General features: G+C 62.9%; 17 protein-coding genes. 16 read left to right on the top strand and 1 reads right to left on the bottom strand.

The genetic code is table 11. The annotated features are described in order from the left end of the window. Positions 1-5 precede the first annotated feature (5 nt). From ispC to HH213_RS27290, 12 genes are all read left to right on the top strand, one after another. Positions 6-1,199 (top strand): 1-deoxy-D-xylulose-5-phosphate reductoisomerase, encoded by a 1,194-nt coding sequence (gene ispC, locus HH213_RS27345; RefSeq protein ID WP_169114378.1) that lies wholly within the window; start codon positions 6-8, stop codon positions 1,197-1,199. Then, positions 1,196-2,551, top strand: a complete 1,356-nt coding sequence (rseP, locus tag HH213_RS27340; RefSeq protein WP_169114377.1) for an RIP metalloprotease RseP — start codon at positions 1,196-1,198, stop codon at positions 2,549-2,551. Before ispC ends, rseP begins: the two co-directional genes overlap by 4 nt. 39 nt (positions 2,552-2,590) lie before the next feature. Further along, positions 2,591-4,927: an outer membrane protein assembly factor BamA gene (bamA, locus tag HH213_RS27335; protein ID WP_169114376.1), complete on the top strand. Its 2,337-nt coding sequence runs from the start codon at positions 2,591-2,593 to the stop codon at positions 4,925-4,927. A 70-nt stretch (positions 4,928-4,997) separates the two neighbouring features. Further along, the gene (locus tag HH213_RS27330; RefSeq protein ID WP_169114375.1) at positions 4,998-5,513 is read left to right on the top strand and encodes an OmpH/Skp family outer membrane protein; all 516 of its coding nucleotides are present in this window, start codon (positions 4,998-5,000) and stop codon (positions 5,511-5,513) included. Between the two features lie 21 nt (positions 5,514-5,534). Next, on the top strand, positions 5,535-6,587 hold the full coding sequence (gene lpxD / locus HH213_RS27325; protein WP_169114374.1) for a UDP-3-O-(3-hydroxymyristoyl)glucosamine N-acyltransferase: 1,053 nt from the start codon (positions 5,535-5,537) through the stop codon (positions 6,585-6,587). Beyond that, positions 6,584-7,084, top strand: coding sequence for a 3-hydroxyacyl-ACP dehydratase FabZ (fabZ, locus tag HH213_RS27320; RefSeq protein ID WP_110849731.1), 501 nt, complete (start codon positions 6,584-6,586; stop codon positions 7,082-7,084). The genes lpxD and fabZ overlap by 4 nt, the downstream gene beginning before the upstream one ends. A 2-nt stretch (positions 7,085-7,086) precedes the next feature. Beyond that, positions 7,087-7,878 carry an acyl-ACP--UDP-N-acetylglucosamine O-acyltransferase gene (gene lpxA / locus HH213_RS27315; protein WP_169114373.1) on the top strand — a complete coding sequence of 264 codons (792 nt, stop codon included), beginning with the start codon at positions 7,087-7,089 and terminating at the stop codon, positions 7,876-7,878. Beyond that, positions 7,862-9,028 carry a lipid-A-disaccharide synthase gene (lpxB, locus tag HH213_RS27310; RefSeq protein WP_169114372.1) on the top strand — a complete coding sequence of 389 codons (1,167 nt, stop codon included), beginning with the start codon at positions 7,862-7,864 and terminating at the stop codon, positions 9,026-9,028. Before lpxA ends, lpxB begins: the two co-directional genes overlap by 17 nt. Then, complete coding sequence (gene rnhB, locus HH213_RS27305; protein WP_169114371.1) at positions 9,025-9,645, top strand: ribonuclease HII; 621 nt, start codon at positions 9,025-9,027, stop codon at positions 9,643-9,645. The genes lpxB and rnhB overlap by 4 nt, the downstream gene beginning before the upstream one ends. After that, entirely contained in the window at positions 9,642-10,427 is a 786-nt protein-coding gene (locus tag HH213_RS27300) for a TrmH family RNA methyltransferase (protein ID WP_169114370.1), read from the top strand. The genes rnhB and HH213_RS27300 overlap by 4 nt, the downstream gene beginning before the upstream one ends. Before the next feature lie 18 nt (positions 10,428-10,445). Continuing rightward, complete coding sequence (locus HH213_RS27295) at positions 10,446-11,645, top strand: EAL domain-containing response regulator (RefSeq protein WP_169114369.1); 1,200 nt, start codon at positions 10,446-10,448, stop codon at positions 11,643-11,645. A gap of 64 nt (positions 11,646-11,709) precedes the next feature. After that, positions 11,710-14,124 carry a catalase gene (locus HH213_RS27290; RefSeq protein WP_169114368.1) on the top strand — a complete coding sequence of 805 codons (2,415 nt, stop codon included), beginning with the start codon at positions 11,710-11,712 and terminating at the stop codon, positions 14,122-14,124. A gap of 83 nt (positions 14,125-14,207) precedes the next feature. On the opposite strand, the gene ppsR is transcribed toward HH213_RS27290, so the two are convergent. After that, positions 14,208-15,056, bottom strand: coding sequence for a posphoenolpyruvate synthetase regulatory kinase/phosphorylase PpsR (gene ppsR / locus HH213_RS27285; protein WP_169114367.1), 849 nt, complete (start codon positions 15,054-15,056; stop codon positions 14,208-14,210). Positions 15,057-15,210: 154 nt separating this feature from the next. On the opposite strand from ppsR, the gene ppsA reads away from it, so the two are divergent. From ppsA to HH213_RS27265, 4 genes are all read left to right on the top strand, one after another. Further along, a complete protein-coding gene (ppsA, locus tag HH213_RS27280) occupies positions 15,211-17,640 on the top strand; it encodes a phosphoenolpyruvate synthase (protein ID WP_169114366.1) in 2,430 nt (809 codons plus the stop codon). Positions 17,641-17,782: 142 nt separating this feature from the next. Further along, a complete protein-coding gene (locus HH213_RS27275; protein ID WP_169114365.1) occupies positions 17,783-18,205 on the top strand; it encodes an NfeD family protein in 423 nt (140 codons plus the stop codon). A 21-nt stretch (positions 18,206-18,226) separates the two neighbouring features. Next, positions 18,227-19,177: an SPFH domain-containing protein gene (locus tag HH213_RS27270; RefSeq protein WP_110849739.1), complete on the top strand. Its 951-nt coding sequence runs from the start codon at positions 18,227-18,229 to the stop codon at positions 19,175-19,177. A gap of 10 nt (positions 19,178-19,187) precedes the next feature. Next, positions 19,188-19,595, top strand: a complete 408-nt coding sequence (locus HH213_RS27265) for a DUF4259 domain-containing protein (protein ID WP_169114364.1) — start codon at positions 19,188-19,190, stop codon at positions 19,593-19,595.

Here is a 19,595-nt window from a genome sequence, read left to right as displayed (position 1 = left end):
TTCCCATGCAACGTATTACCGTTTTAGGCGCCACCGGCTCGATCGGCGTATCCACGCTGGACGTGGTGGCGCGCCATCCTGGCCGCTACGCCGTCTACGCGCTGTCAGCGCACAGCCGGGTTGAAGAACTGGCCGCACAGTGCGTGCAGTTTCGTCCGGCGCGCGCGGTGGTCGGCACGGCCGCCGCCGCCGAACGCCTGGCGGCGCTGCTGCGCGCGGCCGGCGTCAAGACCGAAGTGGAGTGGGGCGAGCAAGCCTTGTGCAGCATCGCCAGCGCGCCGGAAGTCGACAGCGTGATGGCCGCCATCGTTGGCGCGGCCGGCCTGGCGCCGACCCTGGCCGCAGCCCGCGCCGGCAAGAAAATCCTGCTGGCCAACAAGGAAGCACTGGTGATGTCCGGCCAGCTGTTCATGGACGCCGTGCACGAATCGGGCGCCGTGCTGCTCCCGATCGACAGCGAACATAACGCCATCTTCCAGTCGATGCCGCAATTCGGCGGCCGCGTGCCGGCGGTGCGCGAGCAGGCGGCCGGCGTCGCCAAGATCCTGCTGACCGCTTCCGGCGGCCCGTTCCTGACGCGCGACGTCGCCACGCTGGACGCGGTGACCCCGGAGCAGGCCTGCAAGCACCCCAACTGGTCGATGGGCCGCAAGATTTCGGTCGACTCCGCGACCATGATGAACAAGGGCCTGGAAGTGATCGAGGCGCACTGGCTGTTTGGCGCGCCGGCCGACCAGATCGAAGTGGTGATCCATCCGCAGTCGGTGATCCACTCGATGGTGTCCTACGTCGATGGCTCGGTGCTGGCGCAGCTGGGCAACCCGGACATGCGCACGCCGATCGCCCACGCGCTGGCCTACCCGGAACGCATCGCTTCCGGCGTGGCCCAGCTGGACCTGACCCAGATCGCCACGCTGCAATTTGAAAAACCGGACTTCACCCGCTTCCCCTGCCTGGCACTGGCATTCGATGCGCTGCGCGCCGGCGGTACCGCGCCGGCGCTGCTGAACGCGGCCAACGAAGTGGCGGTGCAAGCCTTCCTCGACCGCAAGATCGGCTTCCGCCAGATCGACCGCGTGATCGCGCAAGTGGTGGACACGCTGCCGCACGGCGCCGCCCACAGCATCGACGCGGTGCTGGCACAGGACGCCGCCGCGCGCGCCGCTGCCCAAGCCTGCATCGCCGGACTGGCCGCATGATCTTCCTGCAAAAAGTGCTGGCGTTTGTCTTCTGCCTGGGTTCCCTGGTGGTGCTGCACGAGCTGGGACATTACCTGGTGGCGCGCTGGTGCGGCGTCAAGGTGCTGCGCTTTTCGGTCGGCATGGGACCGGTGGTGTGGTCGCGCCGCTTCGGCAAGGACCAGACCGAATGGGCGATTTCCGCGCTGCCGCTGGGCGGCTACGTCAAAATGCTGGACGCCCGCGAAGGCGAGTTGACCGGCTTGCCGGAGGCCGACTTGCAACGCGAATTCACGCGCCAGAACGTGTGGAAGCGCATCGCCATCGTGGCCGCCGGCCCGATCGCCAACTTCCTGGTCGCCATCGCGCTGTACGCCGGCCTGTTCATGCACGGCGTCGAAGAACCCACCAGCAAAATCAGCGTCAAGGCCGAGAGCCAGGCCTGGCAGGCCGGCCTGCGCAGCGGCGACAACGTGGTGTCGATCAACGAACAACCGGTGCACGTCTGGTCCGAGCTGCGCTGGCAGCTGGTGCAGGCGGCCATCGACAAGCAGTCGGTGCGCGTGGCGCTGGAACGCGCAGGGCAGGGCCACGTCAATCTGACGCTGGCCGCCAGCGCGCTGCAAGGCTTGAACCTGGAAGGCGACGTGCCGGGCCAACTGGGCCTGGACGTGGCGCGGCCGTTGCCGGTGGTGCTGCGCGTGCTGCCGGGCGGTCCGGCCGAACGCGCCGGCCTGCAGGCTGGCGATCTGCTGACCGCGGTCGACGGCGTGGCGGTCGACAACAGTCCGGCCTTCATCGAAAAAATCAGCGCCGCGCCAGGCAAGCCGGTACTGCTGGCGATGCAGCGCCACGGCCAGCCGCTGACGGTGAGCGTGGTGCCGGCGGCGGTGGAAGCAAAAACCGCTCAAGGAACTGTAACAGTCGGTAAGATCAACGCCGAGATTGCAAACCGCCCGGATATGATCAAGGTGCCATCATCCCCTCCCGCAGCAGTCGCCAAGGCGGTCGCGCGGGTCTGGGAGACTTGTACGATGACGCTGAAAATGATCGGCAAAATGGTCACCGGCGAGGTCTCGCTGAAGAATGTGACGGGCCCAATCACCATCGCCGATTATGCCGGCCAGACCGCGCAGATGGGCATGGAGTATTACCTGAGCTTCGTCGCCTTCATCAGCATCAGTCTGGGCGTGATGAATTTGCTTCCGATTCCCGTTCTAGACGGGGGGCATTTGCTGTATTATTCGCTGGAAGTTTTAACTGGGCGTTCTGTGCCGGAGCGCGTTGGAGACATCGCGCAGCGTCTCGGCATGGGCTTGTTATTGAGCCTGATGCTGCTGGCGGTGTTTAACGACGTTGCCCGGCTGCTGTAGCTGTACTGTGTAGTTCTCGTTGATTAGCCATTGAAACCGATGAAAAGATATTCTGATCGTATTACCTCTACTTCCTTGCGCCGCAGCCTGATCGGCGCCGCTGTCCTGGCACTGTGCAGCGGCAGCGCGCTTGCCGTCGAGCCCTTCGTCATCAAAGATATCCGCATCGAAGGCATCCAGCGTACGGAAGCCGGTACCGTCTTCAGCTATCTGCCTGTGCGTGTCGGCGAAACCTTCAACGACGACAAATCGGTCACCGCCATCAAGGCGCTGTACGCCACCGGGTTCTTCAAGGACGTCAAGCTGGAACAGGACGGCCAGGTACTGGTGGTGCTGGTCGAAGAACGTCCGGCCATCGCCAAGGTGGACTTCACCGGCACCAAGGAATTTGAAAAAGACACGCTGATCAAGGCGCTGAAAGACATCGGCGTCGGCGAAGCCAAGACCTTCGAAAAAGCCTCGGTCGATCGCGCCGAGCAGGAATTGAAGCGCCAGTATCTGTCGCACGGCCTGTATGGCGTCAAAGTGGAAACCACCGTCACGCCGCTGGAACGCAACCGCGTCAACATCAACTTCGTGGTGGATGAGGGCGAGATCGCCAAGATCAAAGAGATCAACATCGTCGGCAACAAGGTGTTCTCCGACAAGGAGCTGAAAGAAAACCTGGCGCTCAATACCGGCGGCTGGTTCAGCTGGTACACCAAGGCCAACCAGTATTCCAAGACCAAGCTGACCGGCGATATCGAGTCGCTCAAGTCCTTCTATCTGAATCGCGGCTACATCAGCATGAACATCGACTCCACCCAGGTGTCGATCACGCCCGACAAGAAGGACATCTACATCACCATCAACATCACCGAGGGTGAGCAGTACAAGGTCAAGAACATCAAGTTCGAAGGCGAGACCTTCGGCCGCGAAGAAGAACTGCGTTCGCTGGTGCTGCTGCGCAGCGGCCAGACCTACTCGGGCGAGCTGCTGACCGCCACCAACAAGCTGATTTCGGACCGCCTGGGCACCTTCGGCTACGCGTTTGCCAACGTCAACGCGTCGCCCGACATCGATGTCGAGAAACGCGAAGTGTCGTTCACCTTCTTCATCGATCCGGGCAAGCGCGCCTACGTGCGCCACATGAACATCGCCGGCAATACCTCGACCCGCGACGAAGTGATCCGCCGCGAGTTCCGCCAGTTCGAGTCGAGCTGGTACGACGCCAACAAGATCAAGCTGTCGCGCGACCGCGTCGACCGCCTGGGCTACTTCAAGGACGTCACCGTCGATACGCCGGAAGCGCAAGGCACCTCGGACCAGGTGGACGTCAACCTGACCGTGACCGAACGTCCGACCGGTAACTTCCAGATCGGCGGCGCGTTCTCGCAGTCGGAGAAGTTCTCGTTCCAGGCAGCGGTCCAGCAGGCCAACTTCGCCGGTTCCGGCACCACCGTGGGCCTGGAGCTGAATACGTCGAAATACAGCCGCACGATTTCGTTCTCGCAGACCGACCCGTACTACACCGACGACGGCGTCTCGCGCGGCTACGAGCTGTATCTGCGCACGCAACAACCGCCGGCGCTGAACATCGGTTCCTACACGATTAAACAGCAGGGCGGCCGCATCAGCTACGGCGTGCCGTTCTCGGAAGTCGACACCGTGTTCTTCGGCATCGGCCTGGAACGCTCGAAGATCACCACCGACGCCACCTCGCCGACCCGCTTCCGCGAATACGTGACCACCATTACCGGCATCGCCAACGGTATCGGCACCGCCGCCACCAACGCCGTGCCGCTGACCATGGCGTGGGCACGCGACAGCCGCGATTCGGCAGTCACGCCAACCATCGGCCGCTACCAGCGCGCCAACCTGGAGCTGGATCTGGTCGGCCAGCAGAAATACTACCGCGCCGTCTACGAGCAGCAGTGGTACAAGCCGCTGTTCTCGAAAGTGACGCTGGCATTGAAGGGCGAGTTTGACTACGGCCATGGCATCGGCAACAGCAGCTACCCGGTGTTCAAGAACTTCTATGCCGGCGGTATCGGTTCGGTGCGCGGCTATCTGAGCTCGTCGCTGGGTGCGGTCGACTACACCTACGGCGATGCCCTGGGCGGCGCGTCGCGTATCATCGGCAATGCCGAGCTGCAGCTGCCGTTCCCAGGCTCCGGCCAGGACCGCAGCCTGCGCTGGTTCGGCTTCCTCGATACCGGCCAGGTCTACCAGGAAGGTCAGAAAATGCGCGCTTCCGAGCTGCGCTACTCGACCGGTCTGGGCATCAGCTGGATTTCGCCGGTCGGTCCGCTGAAACTGAGTTATGCTAAGCCGTTGAACGCCAAGACCGGCGACCGCCTGGAACGCTTCCAGTTCCAGATGGGTACCGGCTTCTAAGCTGCGTATTAATGCATAACGGTAATATTTTTTATTTCGGAGAAATAAGTTGAAGACTGCATCTGCAACCATGACCAAATATTTCGCCATGCTGGCACTGGGCTGGTGTGCATTGGCGCCGGTGCAGGCCCAGACCTCGGCCTCGCCGTCGTCGTCCCGTATCGCCTGGATTAGCCCGGAGCGCATCTACAACGAATCCAAGCTGGCCAAACTGGCCGAAGAAAAGCTCAAGGAAGAGTTCAAGAGCCGCGAAAAGGCGATGAGCGAAATGGCGGCGCGCCTGAAGACGGCGTCGGACAAGCTGGAGGCCGATGCGCCGACGCTGACCGAAGCCGACCGCATCAAGCGCCAGCGCGACGTGTTTGAACTGGACAAGGAATACCAGCGCCGCCAGCGCGAATTCCGCGAAGACGTCAGCCAGCGCACCAACGAGGAGCGCCAGGCGATTTCGGAAAAGGCCACCAAGATCATCAAGCAGCTGGCCAATGTCGAAGGCTTCGACATCGTGCTGCAGGACGCCGTCTGGGCCAGCAGCCGCATCGACATCACCGAAAAGGTGCTGGCTGCGCTGGATAAAGACAAGTAACCCTCAAGATTGGATCACCCGATGGGCACTCGACTAGGAGCATTGGTCGAACGCTTGGGCGGACAGCTGGTCGGCGATGCGAACCTGGAAGTCTCCGGGATCGCGCCACTGGCCGATGCCGGCGTTTCGCACATCAGCTTTCTCAGTAATAGCAAACTGCGCGCCGAGGCGTTGCAGAGCAAGGCGGCGGCACTGATTGTGTCGGCCGCCGATGACGCATTTATCGCCGCCGGCTACCACGGCGCGCGCATCGTCGTCCCAAATCCGTATGTGTACTTCGCCCGCGCGGCGCAGTATTTCGAATCCCTGACGGCGATCGTGCCGCCGGCCGGCGTGCATGCGTCGGCGGTGGTTTCCGACAGCGCGCAGGTGGCGGCATCGGCCCACATCGGCGCGCGCGCGGTGATCGAAGACGGCGCCGTGATCGGCGAGCACGCGGTGATCGGCGCCGGCTGCTATGTCGGCCGTGAGGCGGTGGTGGGCGAGGGCACGCAGTTCTTCGCCAACGTCACCTTCCACGCGCGCTGCCAGATCGGCAAGCGCGGCATCATTCATTCGGGCGCGGTGATCGGCACCGACGGCTTTGGCTTTGCCAACGAGGGCGGCGTCTACATCAAGATTCCGCAGACCGGGCGCGTGATGATCGGCGATGACGTCGACATCGGCGCCAACACCACCATCGACCGCGGCGCGCTGGCCGATACGATCATCGAAGACGGCGTCAAGCTGGATAACCAGATCCAGATCGGCCATAACTGCCATATCGGCGCGCACACGGCGATGGCCGGCTGCGTCGGCGTGGCCGGCAGCGCCAAGATCGGCAAATACTGCACTTTCGGCGGCGCCGCCATGGTGCTGGGCCACCTGACCATCGTCGACAAGGTGCACGTGGGCTCGGGCTCGATGGTGTCGCGCTCGATTCTGGAACCTGGCCAGTACACCGGCTTCTACCCGCTGGCGAAAAACGCCGACTGGGAAAAATCGGCGGCGATTGTCCGCAATTTGTCCGCCATGCGCGATAAAATCCGCGCGCTGGAAAAAACCATTAAAACACGAACTGAAAACGAATCATGACCACTACCCCAGACACCGCCGCCGCCAAGACCATGGATATCTGCGAGATCAAGGCCTACCTGCCGCACCGCTATCCGATGCTGCTGGTCGACCGCGTGCTCGCGTACGAAGAGAACAAGTCCATCACCGCCATCAAGAACGTGACCGTCAACGAAGAATTCTTCAACGGCCACTTCCCGCACAAGCCGGTCATGCCCGGCGTGCTGATGATCGAAGCGATGGCGCAGACGGCGGCGCTGCTGTCGTTCAAGACCATGGGCATCAAGCCCGATGAGAACTCGGTGGTGTACTTCGTCGGCATCGACGGCGCGCGCTTCAAGCGTCCGGTCGGTCCTGGCGACCAGCTGAAAATGGACATCGAGATCCTGCGCGTCGCGCGCGGCATCTGGAAATACAAGGCGGTCGGCTCGGTCGACGGCCAGGTGGCGGTGGAAGCGGAACTGATGTGCACCATCCGCAGCACCAGCGACGCCTCGCAGCCAGCCGCAGGACAGTAATCATGGCCAAGATACACGCCACCGCTGTCGTTGACAGCAAGGCCGAACTGCACGACAGCGTGGAGATCGGCCCGTATTCCGTGGTCGGCCCGAACGTCGTCATCGGTTCCGGCACGGTGGTCGGCCCGCATGTGGTGATCGAAGGCCACACGACCATCGGCAGCGACAACAAGTTCTTCCAGTTCTCGTCGATCGGCGCCGCGCCGCAGGACAAGAAGTGGAGCGGCGAGCCGACCCGCCTGACCATCGGCGACCGCAACACCATTCGCGAATTCTGCACCTTCAATACCGGCACGGTGCAGGACAAGGGCGTGACCTCGCTCGGCAACGACAACTGGATTTCGGCTTACGTCCACCTGGCGCATGACTGCGTAGTGGGCAGCAACACGATCTTCTCGAACAACGCGCAGATCGCCGGCCACGTGGAAATCGGCGACTGGGTGATCATGAGCGGCTTCGCCAACGTGCACCAGTTCTGCAAGATCGGCGCCCACGCGTTTGTCGGCATGAGCACCTCGCTGACGCAGGACGTGCCGCCGTTCGTGCTGTTGAACGGTAACCCGGCATCGGCGCATGGCGTCAATATCGAAGGCCTGAAACGCCGCGGCTTCTCGCGTGAGCAGATCAATGGCATCCGCGCGGCCTACAAGATCATCTACCGCTCCGGCCACACGCTGGAAGAAGCCAAGGCGGCGCTGATTGCGGAAGAAGCCACCGTGCCGGCCGACGTCGCGCTGCACATGCGCGCCATGCGTGAATTCCTCGATACCGCGAGCCGTGGCATCGTCCGCTGACACGCCGCTGTCCCTGGCCCTGGTGGCCGGCGAGCCGTCCGGCGACATGCTGGCGGCTCGTTTGCTTTCGGGCCTGCGTCCGCACCTGCCTGACGCGCGCTTCCACGGCATCGGCGGACCGCAGATGATGGCGCAGGGCTTCGAGTCGCACTGGCCGATGGACCAGCTGACCGTACGCGGCCTGCTGCCGGTGCTGCTGCGCTACCGCGAACTGAAAGGCATCCAGAGCGCGCTGCGCGACCAGTTGCTGGCCGACCGGCCGGCGGCCTTCATCGGCGCCGACTATCCGGGCTTTAATCTCGGGCTGGAAATGCAGCTGAAGGACGCCGGCATTCCGACCGTGCATTACATCGGGCCGCAGATCTGGGCCTGGCGCGGTGGCCGTATCAAGAAGATCATCAAGGCGGTGTCGCACATGCTGGTAGTCTTCCCGTTCGAGGAAGAGATTTATAAAAAGGCCGGCGTGCCGGTCAGCTATGTCGGCCATCCGCTTGCCGAACTGATTCCGCTGGCGCCGGACGAAGGCGCCGCGCGGCGCGCGCTCGGTTTGCCGGAAGACGCCAATGTGGTCACCGTCATGCCGGGCAGCCGCATGTCGGAGATCAAGTACAACACCGTGGCCTTTGTGCAGGCGGCCCGGCTGCTGAAAATCCGCGACCGCTCCTTGAAGTTTGTCGTGCCGATGGCCGGCGAACGCCAGCGCGCTTACTTCCTTGAGCTGATCGCGCAAGCGGGCTTGCAGGACATCGAACTGCAACTGCTGGACGGCCAGTCGCACACCGCGATTGCGGCGGCCGATGCGGTGATGGTGGCCTCCGGCACAGCGTCGCTGGAAGTGGCGCTGTTCAAGAAGCCGATGGTCATCGCCTACAAGATGGCGGAACTGGAATGGCAGATCCTGCGCCACTTCGGCTACCAGCCGTGGATCGGCATGCCGAATATCCTGGCGCGCGAATTCCTGGTGCCGGAACTGCTGCAGCACGCCGCCAGCCCGGAAGCGCTGGCGGAAGCGATGTGGAAGCAGCTGAGCGACGCGCCGCACCGGCTGATGCTGGCGCAGCGCTTCACCGACATGCATCACAGCCTGCTGCGCAACAGCGCGGAGGAGAGCGCGGCGGCGGTGCTCCAAGTTATAGAAAGATCAAAGTGAATAACCAAAACCTCGGCCTGTTTGACGACCTGCCGGCATCGCCCGACGAAATCATCTGCGGCGTGGACGAAGCGGGCCGCGGCCCGCTGGCCGGCCCGGTGTTCGCGGCTGCCGTCATCCTCGACGTGTCGCGCCCTATTGAGGGATTGCGCGATTCGAAAAAGCTGACCGAAGCCAAACGCGACATGCTGGTGCCGCTGATCAAGCAACACGCGCTGGCGTGGGCGATCGCCGAAGCGTCGGAAGAAGAAATCGACAAACTGAATATTCTGCAGGCGTCGATGCTGGCCATGCGCCGCGCGGTGGAAGCGCTGAGCACCGTGCCGACGCTGGCCCTGATCGACGGCAATCGCTGCCCGGTCATGAAGATCCAGAGCATCGCCGTCATCGGCGGCGACGACAAGGTGGACGCCATCTCGGCCGCCTCAATCCTGGCCAAGACCGCGCGCGACGCCGCGCTGGTGCTGCTTCACGAGCGCTATCCGGAATACTGCTTCGACCAGCACAAGGGCTACGGCACCGCGCTGCACCTCGAGCGCCTGCGCGCGCATGGCCCGTCGCCGGTGCACCGCCGCTCGTTCGCACCGGTGCGCGCGCTGCTGGAGGTGAGCCTGTGAAGACGATTACCTCGCGCGACAACGCGCAATACAAGGAGCTGGTCAAGCTGGCCGGCAGCCAGTCGGCGCGCCGCAAGGCCGGCCGCACGCTGCTCGACGGCGTGCACCTGTGCCAATCGTTCCTGCAGCTGCGCGGCATGCCGGAGCAGTGCGTGGTCAGCGAAAGCGCATTGCAAAATCCGGAAGTGATGGAGATCGTCGGCCAGCTGGAAGCGCAACGCGCGCACGTGCTGGCGCTGCCGGATGCGCTGTACAACGGCATCAGCCAGGTCGAACACGGCGTCGGCGTGATGTTCTCGATCGCCACGCCGGAACGCGAGGTGACGGCGCCGGTGAGCGTATCTGCGGTGCTGCTGGACGGCGTGCAGGACCCCGGCAACGTCGGCTCCATCCTGCGCAGCGCGGCGGCGGCGGGCGTGACGCAAGTGTATTGCAGCGCCGGTACCGCATTCTGCTGGTCGCCGAAAGTGCTGCGCGCCGCAATGGGCGCGCACTTCGTGCTGGATATTTTTGAAAACGTCGACCTGGCGGACCTGGTCCGCAACGCCAAGGTGCAGACGCTGGCCACCAGCGGCTATGCGACCCAGCGCCTGTACGACGTCGACCTGCGCACGCCGACCGCCTGGCTGTTCGGCCACGAAGGCCAGGGCGTGGCGGACGATTTGCTGTCCATGGCCACCCACCAGGTGGTGATCCCGCACCTGGGACAGGTGGAATCGCTCAACGTGGCCGCCTGCGCGGCAGTATGCTTTTTCGAGCAAGTCAGGCAGAATCTGACGTAAGCACACATTGGAGCCGTCATGGATATCGCGCAGTTGCACTTTCTGGTAGCCGAAGGGGATCAGGTTCAACGCCATGCGCTGGCCGATATCCTGGTGCACCTCGGTGTTGGGCGGATCACGCAGGCGCCGGACGGCCACACGGCGCTGCGCCACTTCAGCGCAGGCATCACGCCGCCGGTGGACATCGCCATCATCGATCTGGCCTTGCCGGGCATGGATGCGCTGGAATTGATACGCCGCCTTGGCGAAGCGCACTGCAAGGCCGGCGTGATCGTGGTCGGCGCGCAGACCAATGCGGTGCTGTTCTCGGTGGAGACGATGGCCGACGCGTATGGCGTCAACGTGCTGGGCGCGATCGGCAAACCGGTGATCGGCAGCCGGCTGGTAGCGCTGATCCAGAACTTTCTGCAACCGTCGGAAGCGCACGCCTTGCACGAGGCGCCGCCGACGCTGTCGTTCACGCAAGTGGGGCAGGGCTTGCAGAACCGCGAATTCGATCCCTACTTCCAACCCAAGATTGAGCTGGAAACCGGGCAGGTAAAAGGCCTGGAGATGTTCGCCCGCTGGCGCCATCCGCTGTATGGCGTTCTGGGACCGGCATCCTTCATGCCGGCGCTGGAAGAGGCGCGGCGCGTGGACTTCCTCGACTGGACCATGATCGAAAAATCGGTGCTCGCATGCCGCAAGCTGCACGACCTGGGCGTCCCGATCTCGGTGTCCATCAACGTGGACCACAGCACGCTGGCGCACCCGCAATTCATGGACCAGATCAGCTCCTGCCTGGAGCGCCACCAGATCATGTCCGACTACATTACCTTCGAGATGACCGAATCGGCGGTGCTGAGCACCGATGCACATTTCCTCGAACGCCTGCTGCGCTTGCGGATGAAAGGTTTCGGCCTGGCCATCGACGATTACGGGACTGGCCGCAGCAACCTGCAACTGCTGGCGCGCATTCCGTTTTCCGAACTGAAGATCGACCGCAGCTTCGTTGACGGCGCCTCCAAGCGCGCGCCTATCGGCACCGTGCTGCGCTCCTGCCTGAATCTGGCGCGCAGCCTGGATCGCCGTTCGGTGGCGGTCGGTGTCGAGACCAAGCAGGATTGGGACTTCCTGCAAGGCCTGGGCTGCACCTACGCCCAGGGCTACTACATCGCCAAGCCGATGCCGGTGGAAGACTTCCCGGCCTGGCTGGCCGACTGGCAGCATTTCTTCTGACCGCCATCAAATACAGCTAGCGGCAACCGCGCACACTCGACCTCTGCCCACAATGGAGGTCGACATGGCTAAACGTAAATCCAACGGCGGCGCGCTGGACGGCGCCGGTTCCATCCTGAGCACAGTCGCCGGACCGGCCGTCGCGCCGCATCCGTCGCGCCTCGGGCCACCCACTCCGATTGCAGACCAGTTGCTGGAGAAAGTCACCGGCGACGAGAAGCTTGCCGCCGAGATGCCGTTCAATCCCACCAAACCGCTGGAGTATGGCGAAGCGGCCTACACGCCGCATGCCGGGGCCACCCACGCGCCGCCGACGCCCATCGCCACCGCCAGCACCAGTACCGAAATCGTTGGTTCGGAGAAGGTCGGCGACGGCCAGCCGGACATCGGCGACAACGCCATCAACCGCCCGCTGGACCGGGTGCGCGTCGATGACACTGGCCGCGAACTGACCACCAACCAGGGCGTACCGGTAGCCGACAACCAGAACTCCCTGAAAGCCGGCCTGCGCGGCCCGACGCTGATGGAGGACTTCATCCTGCGCGAGAAGATCACCCACTTCGACCACGAACGCATTCCGGAGCGCGTGGTGCACGCGCGCGGCTCGGCGGCCCATGGTTATTTTGAAAGCTACGAGGATCTGCGCGGCCTCACGCGCGCCGCGCCGTTTGCCGCCGCCGGCAAGCGCACGCCGGTGTTCGTGCGCTTTTCCACCGTTGCTGGCGAGCGTGGTTCCGCCGATACCGTGCGCGATGTGCGCGGCTTCGCGGTCAAGTTCTACACCGACGACGGCAACTGGGATCTGGTCGGGAACAATATTCCCGTCTTCTTCATCCAGGATGCGATGAAGTTCCCGGACCTGATCCACTCGGTCAAGCCGGAACCGCACAACGGCATGCCGCAGGCGGCCAGCGCGCACGACACGTTCTGGGATTTCGCCTCGCTCAGTCCCGAAATCGCGCACATGCTGTTGTGGCATACGTCCGACCGCGCCATCCCGCGCAGCTACCGCATGATGCAGGGCTTCGGCGTGCACACCTTCCGGCTGGTGAACGACAAGGGCGAATCGGTGTTCTGCAAATTCCACTGGACGCCGATGGCGGGTACTCATTCGCTGGTGTGGGACGAGGCGGCGCGGCTGGCGGGCGCCGATCCGGACTATCACCGGCGCGATTTGTGGGAAGCCATCGACGCCGGCCAGTTTCCGGAGTGGGAGCTGGGCCTGCAAGTCTTCACCGAAGAACAGGCGGCGCAATTCCCCTTCGATATCCTTGACCCGACCAAGATCGTGCCGGAGGAGATGGTGGCGCTGCGCGCGGTCGGCAAGCTGGTACTGGACCGCAATCCGGACAACTTCTTTGCCGAGACCGAGCAGGTGGCATTCTGCGCGGCGCATGTGGTGCCGGGCATCGACTTCACCAACGACCCGCTGCTGCAAGGCCGTATTCATTCCTACATCGATACCCAGATCAGCCGCCTGGGTGGCGCCAATTTCCACGAGATCCCGATCAACACGCCGGTGGCGCAGATTCATAACAACCAGCGCGATGGGTTGCATCGCCAGCAGATCAACCGAGGTCGGGTCAGTTACGAGCCCAATTCGCTGGCGGGCGGCTGTCCGTTCCAGGCTGGCGCGCGTGGCTTTGTCAGCGTGCCCGAGGTGTCGCAAGGCAGGGAGGTGCGCGGCAAGCCGGAGCTGTTTGCCGACCACTACTCGCAGGCGCGCCTGTTCTGGATCAGCCAGAGCGTGACCGAGCAGCGGCACATCATCAACGCCTTCCGCTTCGAGTTGACGCGGGTGCAGACGCCGGCCGTGCGCAAGCGCGTGATGGCACTGCTGGCCAATGTCGACGCGGCGCTGGTAGCGGGCGTGGCCGAAGGCCTGGGCATGGAGGTGCCGCCGCCGCTGCCGCTGGCCACAGACCGGCCGCCATACGATTATCCGGCGTCGCCATCGTTGTCGCTGTTTGCGCGGCCGGGCAACGCCGGCATTCGCACGCGGCGCGTGGCGCTGCTGGTGTGGCCTGGCGTGGACGGGGCGCAGACGCGCAAGCTGTATGCGGCGTTGCTGGATCAGGGCGCGGTGCCGCGTCTGGTGGGCCAGAAGATAGGCGCGCTGGCGTCGTACACCGATGCGCCGCTGGACGTCGAGATCAGTTTCGAGACCGGGCCGTCCGTGCTGTGGGATGGCGTGATGATTCCCGATTGCGCCGACGCGCGCGACGCCTTGAGCCGCGATGCAAATGTGCTGGAGTTTGTGAAGCTGCAGTACCGGCACGGCAAGCCGCTGCTGGCGTTGGGCAGCGGCGCCGAACTGCTGAAGGCGGCCAGGATCCCGCGCAAGCTGCCGCATGGCGTGCCGGACCCCGGCGTGATCATGGTGGAGTCCAGCGACGCAGCGGAGGGGCTGAACCGCTTTGTGTCAGTGCTGGGCCAGCAGCGCATCTACGCGCGCGAGACCGATTCCGCGCGCGTCTAACCCGCGCGATTTTGCCTTGACGCCGGCGTTATAGCTTAGGGGTCTGACCCCGCACGGGGTCAGACCCCGTCCGGCGGTGCGGGTCAATACTCGCGGCGATCCGGCTTAATCTCCTGCAGGATCGTCGTCGAAATCTCTTCGATCGATTTGGTGGTGGACGACAGCCACCGAATACCTTCGCGCTTCATCATCGCCTCGGCCTCGTTGACCTCATAGCGGCAGTTTTCCAGCGATGCATACTTGCTGCCCGCGCGCCGCTCATTGCGAATCTCGGACAGCCGCTCCGGCGTAATGGTCAGCCCAAAAATCTTGGTCTTGAACTCATACAGCGACGACGGCAGCCGGCCGCGCTCAAAATCTTCGGGAATCAGCGGATAGTTGGCCGCCTTGATCCCATATTGCATCGCCAGATACAAGCTGGTTGGCGTCTTGCCCGAGCGCGACACGCCGACCAGGATCACATCCGCCTCGGCCAGATTCTTATGCGACTGCCCGTCATCGTGCGCCAGCGAGAAGTTAATCGCCTCGATGCGGTTTTTGTACTCCTCGCTATCGACGATGTTGTGCGAGCGGCCAATCGTGTGCGTCGACTTGACGCCTAGTTCTTGTTCCAGTGGGGCAACGAATGTCTGGAACATGTCCATATACATGCCCTTGCACTTGCGGATCACGTCCGACAGCTCGGTGTGCACCAAAGTCGAAAACACGATCGGCCGATGACCATCGTTTTCAAACGCCTCGTTGATTTTGCGCAGCGCGTCGTAAGCCTTGTCCAGCGTATCGATGAACGGCAGCCGCACCTGGCGGAAGCGCAATTCGAACTGGGTCAGTACCGAATGACCGAAGGTTTCCGCAGTAATCCCGGTCCCGTCGGAAACAAAAAAGACGGTGCGGGCGGCGGACGGCAGGGGTGGTCGTTGTTCTTGTGTCATGTAGAGGAGGCTATCGGTATTGTGAATCGTCAATTCGCTTCGCAGGCTGTAGAATGAGCGCCAACAGGATGCATTGTGCGACACGGCCACCAGAATGACAAGAACATGGGCCTGTCGCCCGCCGGAAAGATTTCTATCTCAAAAAGGTGTAATTATGTCCAACGTAGCATTGAAGGAGCAAAACAACGAAGCAGTCTATGTTGCCTCGTTTGAACATTTGCGCATGACGGATGTTGAATCCGTCGGCGGCAAAAACGCCTCGCTCGGCGAGATGATCAGCCAATTGGCGGGCGCCGGTGTGCGCGTGCCAGGCGGCTTTGCGACCACCGCGCAAGCGTTCCGCGACTTCCTGTCGCACAGCGTGGATGGCGGCAAATCGCTGGCCGATCGCATCGCCGATCGTCTGGCCGATCTGAACATCGACGACGTCCGTTCGCTGGCGCAGGCCGGCGCCGAGATCCGTCAATGGATCATCGAGACGCCATTCCAGCCGCGCCTGGAACAGGAAATTCACACCTACTACGCACAACTGGTGGCTGATTCGTCGACCGAAATGTCGTTCGCGGTGCGCTCTTCGGCCACCGCCGAAGACTTGCCGGACGCTTCGTTCGCCGGCCAGCAGGAGACCTTCCTCAACGTGGTCGGCATTGAAAATGTGCTGGACGCGATGAAGCACGTCTTCGCCTCGCTGTACAACGACCGTGCGATTTCATACCGCGTGCACAAAGGCTTCACGCACGCCGAAGTGGCGCTGTCGGCCGGCGTGCAGCGCATGGTGCGCTCGGACCTGGGCGCCGCCGGCGTCATGTTCACCATCGACACCGAATCCGGCTTCAAGGACGTGGTGTTTGTCACCTCCAGCTATGGCCTGGGCGAGACGGTGGTGCAGGGTGCGGTCAATCCGGACGAGTTCTACGTCCACAAGCCGATGCTGGAAAAAGGCAAATCGCCTGTTATCCGCCGCAACATCGGCTCCAAGCTGCTGAAGATGGAATTCACTGCGGAAGCCAAGGCTGGCCGTTCGGTGAAGACCGTTGACGTGCCGGTTGAACTGCGCAACCGCTACTCGTTGAACGACGAAGAAGTGGTGGAGCTGGCCAAGTACGCCGTCATCATCGAAAACCACTACGGCCGTCCGATGGACATCGAGTGGGGGAAGGATGGCCGCGACGGTAAACTGTACATCCTGCAGGCGCGTCCTGAAACCGTGAAGTCGCAGCAGAAGGCGACCGACGTGCAGCAGCGCTTCAAACTGAAATCGAGCGGCACAGTGCTGGCTTCGGGCCGCGCCATCGGCCAGAAGATCGGCGCCGGTCCGGTGCGCGTGATTCACGACCCGGCCGACATGGAACGCGTGCAGCCAGGTGACGTGCTGGTGGCCGACATGACCGACCCTAACTGGGAACCGGTGATGAAGCGCGCTTCCGCCATCGTCACCAACCGTGGCGGCCGTACCTGCCACGCGGCGATCATCGCGCGTGAACTGGGTGTGCCTGCGGTGGTCGGCTGCGGCGACGCGACCGAAGTGCTGAAAGACGGCACTTTCGTCACCGTATCGTGCGCTGAAGGCGACGAAGGCAAGATCTACGACGGCCTGCTGGAAACCGAAATCTCGGAAGTGGCGCGCGGCGAACTGCCCAAGCTGCCGACCAAGATCATGCTCAACGTCGGCAATCCGCAATTGGCGTTTGACTTCCAATCGGTGCCGAATGCCGGTGTCGGCCTGGCGCGTCTGGAGTTCATCATCAATAACAATATTGGTGTGCACCCGAAAGCGATCCTGGAATATCCGAACATCGATGCGGACCTGAAGAAAGCCGTGGAGTCGGTCGCGCGCGGCCACGCTTCGCCGAAAGCCTTCTACGTCGACAAGCTGGCCGAAGGCATCGCCACCATCGCTGCCGCGTTCTGGCCGAAACCAGTGATCGTGCGCCTGTCGGACTTCAAGTCCAACGAGTACAAGAAACTGATCGGCGGCTCGCGCTACGAGCCGGATGAAGAAAATCCGATGCTGGGCTTCCGCGGCGCGGCGCGTTATCTGGCGGCCGATTTCGCCGGCGCGTTCGAAATGGAATGCGCCGCGATGAAGCGCGTGCGTAACGACATGGGCCTGACCAACGTCGAGATCATGGTGCCGTTCGTGCGCACCTTGGGCCAGGCTGAAAAGGTCGTCGACCTGCTGGGTAAAAACGGCCTGGTACGCGGCGAGAACGGCCTGCGCCTGATCATGATGTGCGAAGTGCCGTCCAACGCGATCCTGGCGGAGCGCTTCCTGGAGCATTTCGACGGCTTCTCGATCGGCTCCAACGACCTGACCCAGCTGACACTGGGCCTGGACCGCGATTCCGGCATGGCGCTGCTGGCGGCCGACTTCGACGAGCGCGACGACGCTGTCAAGGCGTTGCTGTCGCAGGCGATCCAGGCTTGCCGCAAGCAGGGCAAGTACATCGGCATCTGCGGCCAGGGTCCATCGGATCATCCGGACTTTGCCGCCTGGCTGATGGAGCAGGGCATCGAGTCGATGTCGCTCAATCCGGACTCGGTGATCGACACCTGGCAGAAACTGGCGTCGCTGCAGAAGTAGTTGACGTTAACGGAAAATGGTATAGACTGGGGTTATCGAATTAAGTAGCAAAAAACTCTATCAATACCATCTGTCCAGCAGCAAAAACCCTCGCAGCCCATCTCGGGACGCGGGGGTTTTTGCATTTCGAAAGGAGACAATCATGAGCGACTGGAGCTACTGGCTGGCTGCCGCCGGCGTCACGGTGATACTGGAACTTTTCAGTGGCACTTTTTATTTACTGATGATTGCCATCGGCCTGGTGGCCGGTGCGGTTGCCGCGTTCTTCGGCCTGGGTGAAGTGGTGTCGCTGCTGGTGGCGGCCGTGGTGGGCGTGGCGGCCACCGTCGTGCTGCGCCGCAGCCGCTATGGCAAGCAGCAGCTACGCGTGCAGGCCGAACGCGACCCTAACGTCAATCTCGACATCGGTCAAACCGTCAATGTGCCGGCATGGCAGGATGGCGCAGCGCGCGTCATGTACCGCGGCGCGTTGTGGGATGTGGAATTGGCGCCCGGCAGTAACGCCGCACCGGGCCCGTACACGATACGCGAAGTACGCGGCAGCCGCCTGATTGTGGCGGCTTAAGATCAACTCACGGAGAAATTCATGGACATCAGTATTGGCAATGTCACCTTCATTCTGTTTATTCTGGCTTTGGTGTTTGTTTTTAAAACCATCAACGTGGTGCCGCAGCAGCACGCGTGGGTGGTTGAGCGTCTCGGCAAATACCACGCTACGCTGGGGCCGGGTCTCAACATCGTGATTCCGTTTGTCGACCGCATCGCCTACAAGCATGTGCTGAAGGAGATCCCGCTCGACGTGCCGCCGCAGGTCTGCATCACCAAGGACAACACGCAGTTGCAGGTGGACGGCATCCTGTACTTTCAGATTACTGATGCGATGCGCGCCTCGTACGGCTCATCGAATTACATCGCCGCGATTACCCAGCTGGCGCAGACCACGCTGCGCTCCGTCATCGGCCGCATGGAACTGGACAAAACGTTTGAAGAGCGTGACCACATCAACACCGCGATTGTGAATGCGATCGACGAATCGGCCGCCAACTGGGGCGTGAAAGTGCTGCGCTACGAAATCAAGGACCTGACGCCGCCGAAGGAAATCCTGCACGCGATGCAGGCGCAGATTACCGCCGAGCGCGAGAAGCGCGCATTGATCGCGGCGTCGGAGGGTCGCAAGCAGGAACAGATCAACATCGCCAGCGGCGAACGCGAAGCGCAGATCGCCCGTTCGGAAGGCGACAAGCAGGCCGCCATCAACCGCGCGCAAGGCCAGGCGGCGGCGATCATCGCGCTGGCGGAAGCCAACGCCAATGCGCTGCGTCAGGTCGGTTCGGCGATCCGCGAACCGGGCGGCGAGGACGCGGTCAACCTCAAGGTGGCGGAGCAATACGTCGGCGCTTTCGGGCAGCTTGCCAAGACCAATAATTCGATTATCATACCGGCCAATCTGGGCGACATGAGCGGCCTGATCGCCACGGCGATGCAAGTGGTGAAAACCCAAAAAGACGCGCCGCTCGTCAAGCCCGCCAAAGCATAAAGGAGCAGGTATGGGTACATGGGCGGTAGACGCATTCGGCAATGACTACGCGCAGGACTGGGCGCAGGATTTGCACGAAACGAGCAACCTGGACGCGGTGGCGGACACCCTCAACACTGCACTGGATACGCCGGGCGAACTGGACGCGCCGTTCGCTGCCGAAGCGCTGGTGGCGATCGAAGTGCTGGCCCGCCTGCAAGGCAAGGGTGGACCGCGTACCGACGACAGCGCCTCGGTGGACGAGTGGGTCGAAGCCCGCAAGCCCAAGACTAAGCCGCGCGCCGACCTGGCCGAGAAAGCGGTGCGCGCACTCGACCGTATACTGTCCGAGGAGTCCGAACTGCGCGCGCTGTGGGAAGAAAGCGAGCATTACGCCGAGTGGCTTGCCTCGGTCGAAGACCTGCGCAGCCGCCTCTAA

The sequence above is a fragment of the Duganella dendranthematis genome (genome assembly GCF_012849375.1).
Taxonomy (GTDB): domain Bacteria; phylum Pseudomonadota; class Gammaproteobacteria; order Burkholderiales; family Burkholderiaceae_D; genus Rugamonas; species Rugamonas dendranthematis.
Note: the sequence above shows the minus strand (reverse complement) of the source record. Positions and strands in the feature narration are given on the sequence as shown.

What these genes read in the sequence shown, in the direction of transcription:
- HH213_RS27265 (WP_169114364.1), top strand. Translation starts at nt 19,188, where the DNA reads ATGGGTACATGGGCGGTAGACGCATTCGGCAATGACTACGCGCAGGAC.
- ppsA (WP_169114366.1), top strand. Translation starts at nt 15,211, where the DNA reads ATGTCCAACGTAGCATTGAAGGAGCAAAACAACGAAGCAGTCTATGTT.
- HH213_RS27290 (WP_169114368.1), top strand. Translation starts at nt 11,710, where the DNA reads ATGGCTAAACGTAAATCCAACGGCGGCGCGCTGGACGGCGCCGGTTCC.
- lpxA (WP_169114373.1), top strand. Translation starts at nt 7,087, where the DNA reads ATGGCCAAGATACACGCCACCGCTGTCGTTGACAGCAAGGCCGAACTG.
- fabZ (WP_110849731.1), top strand. Translation starts at nt 6,584, where the DNA reads ATGACCACTACCCCAGACACCGCCGCCGCCAAGACCATGGATATCTGC.
- ppsR (WP_169114367.1), bottom strand. Translation starts at nt 15,056, where the DNA reads ATGACACAAGAACAACGACCACCCCTGCCGTCCGCCGCCCGCACCGTC.
- HH213_RS27275 (WP_169114365.1), top strand. Translation starts at nt 17,783, where the DNA reads ATGAGCGACTGGAGCTACTGGCTGGCTGCCGCCGGCGTCACGGTGATA.
- lpxD (WP_169114374.1), top strand. Translation starts at nt 5,535, where the DNA reads ATGGGCACTCGACTAGGAGCATTGGTCGAACGCTTGGGCGGACAGCTG.
- ispC (WP_169114378.1), top strand. Translation starts at nt 6, where the DNA reads ATGCAACGTATTACCGTTTTAGGCGCCACCGGCTCGATCGGCGTATCC.
- bamA (WP_169114376.1), top strand. Translation starts at nt 2,591, where the DNA reads ATGAAAAGATATTCTGATCGTATTACCTCTACTTCCTTGCGCCGCAGC.
- HH213_RS27270 (WP_110849739.1), top strand. Translation starts at nt 18,227, where the DNA reads ATGGACATCAGTATTGGCAATGTCACCTTCATTCTGTTTATTCTGGCT.
- HH213_RS27295 (WP_169114369.1), top strand. Translation starts at nt 10,446, where the DNA reads ATGGATATCGCGCAGTTGCACTTTCTGGTAGCCGAAGGGGATCAGGTT.
- rseP (WP_169114377.1), top strand. Translation starts at nt 1,196, where the DNA reads ATGATCTTCCTGCAAAAAGTGCTGGCGTTTGTCTTCTGCCTGGGTTCC.
- HH213_RS27330 (WP_169114375.1), top strand. Translation starts at nt 4,998, where the DNA reads ATGACCAAATATTTCGCCATGCTGGCACTGGGCTGGTGTGCATTGGCG.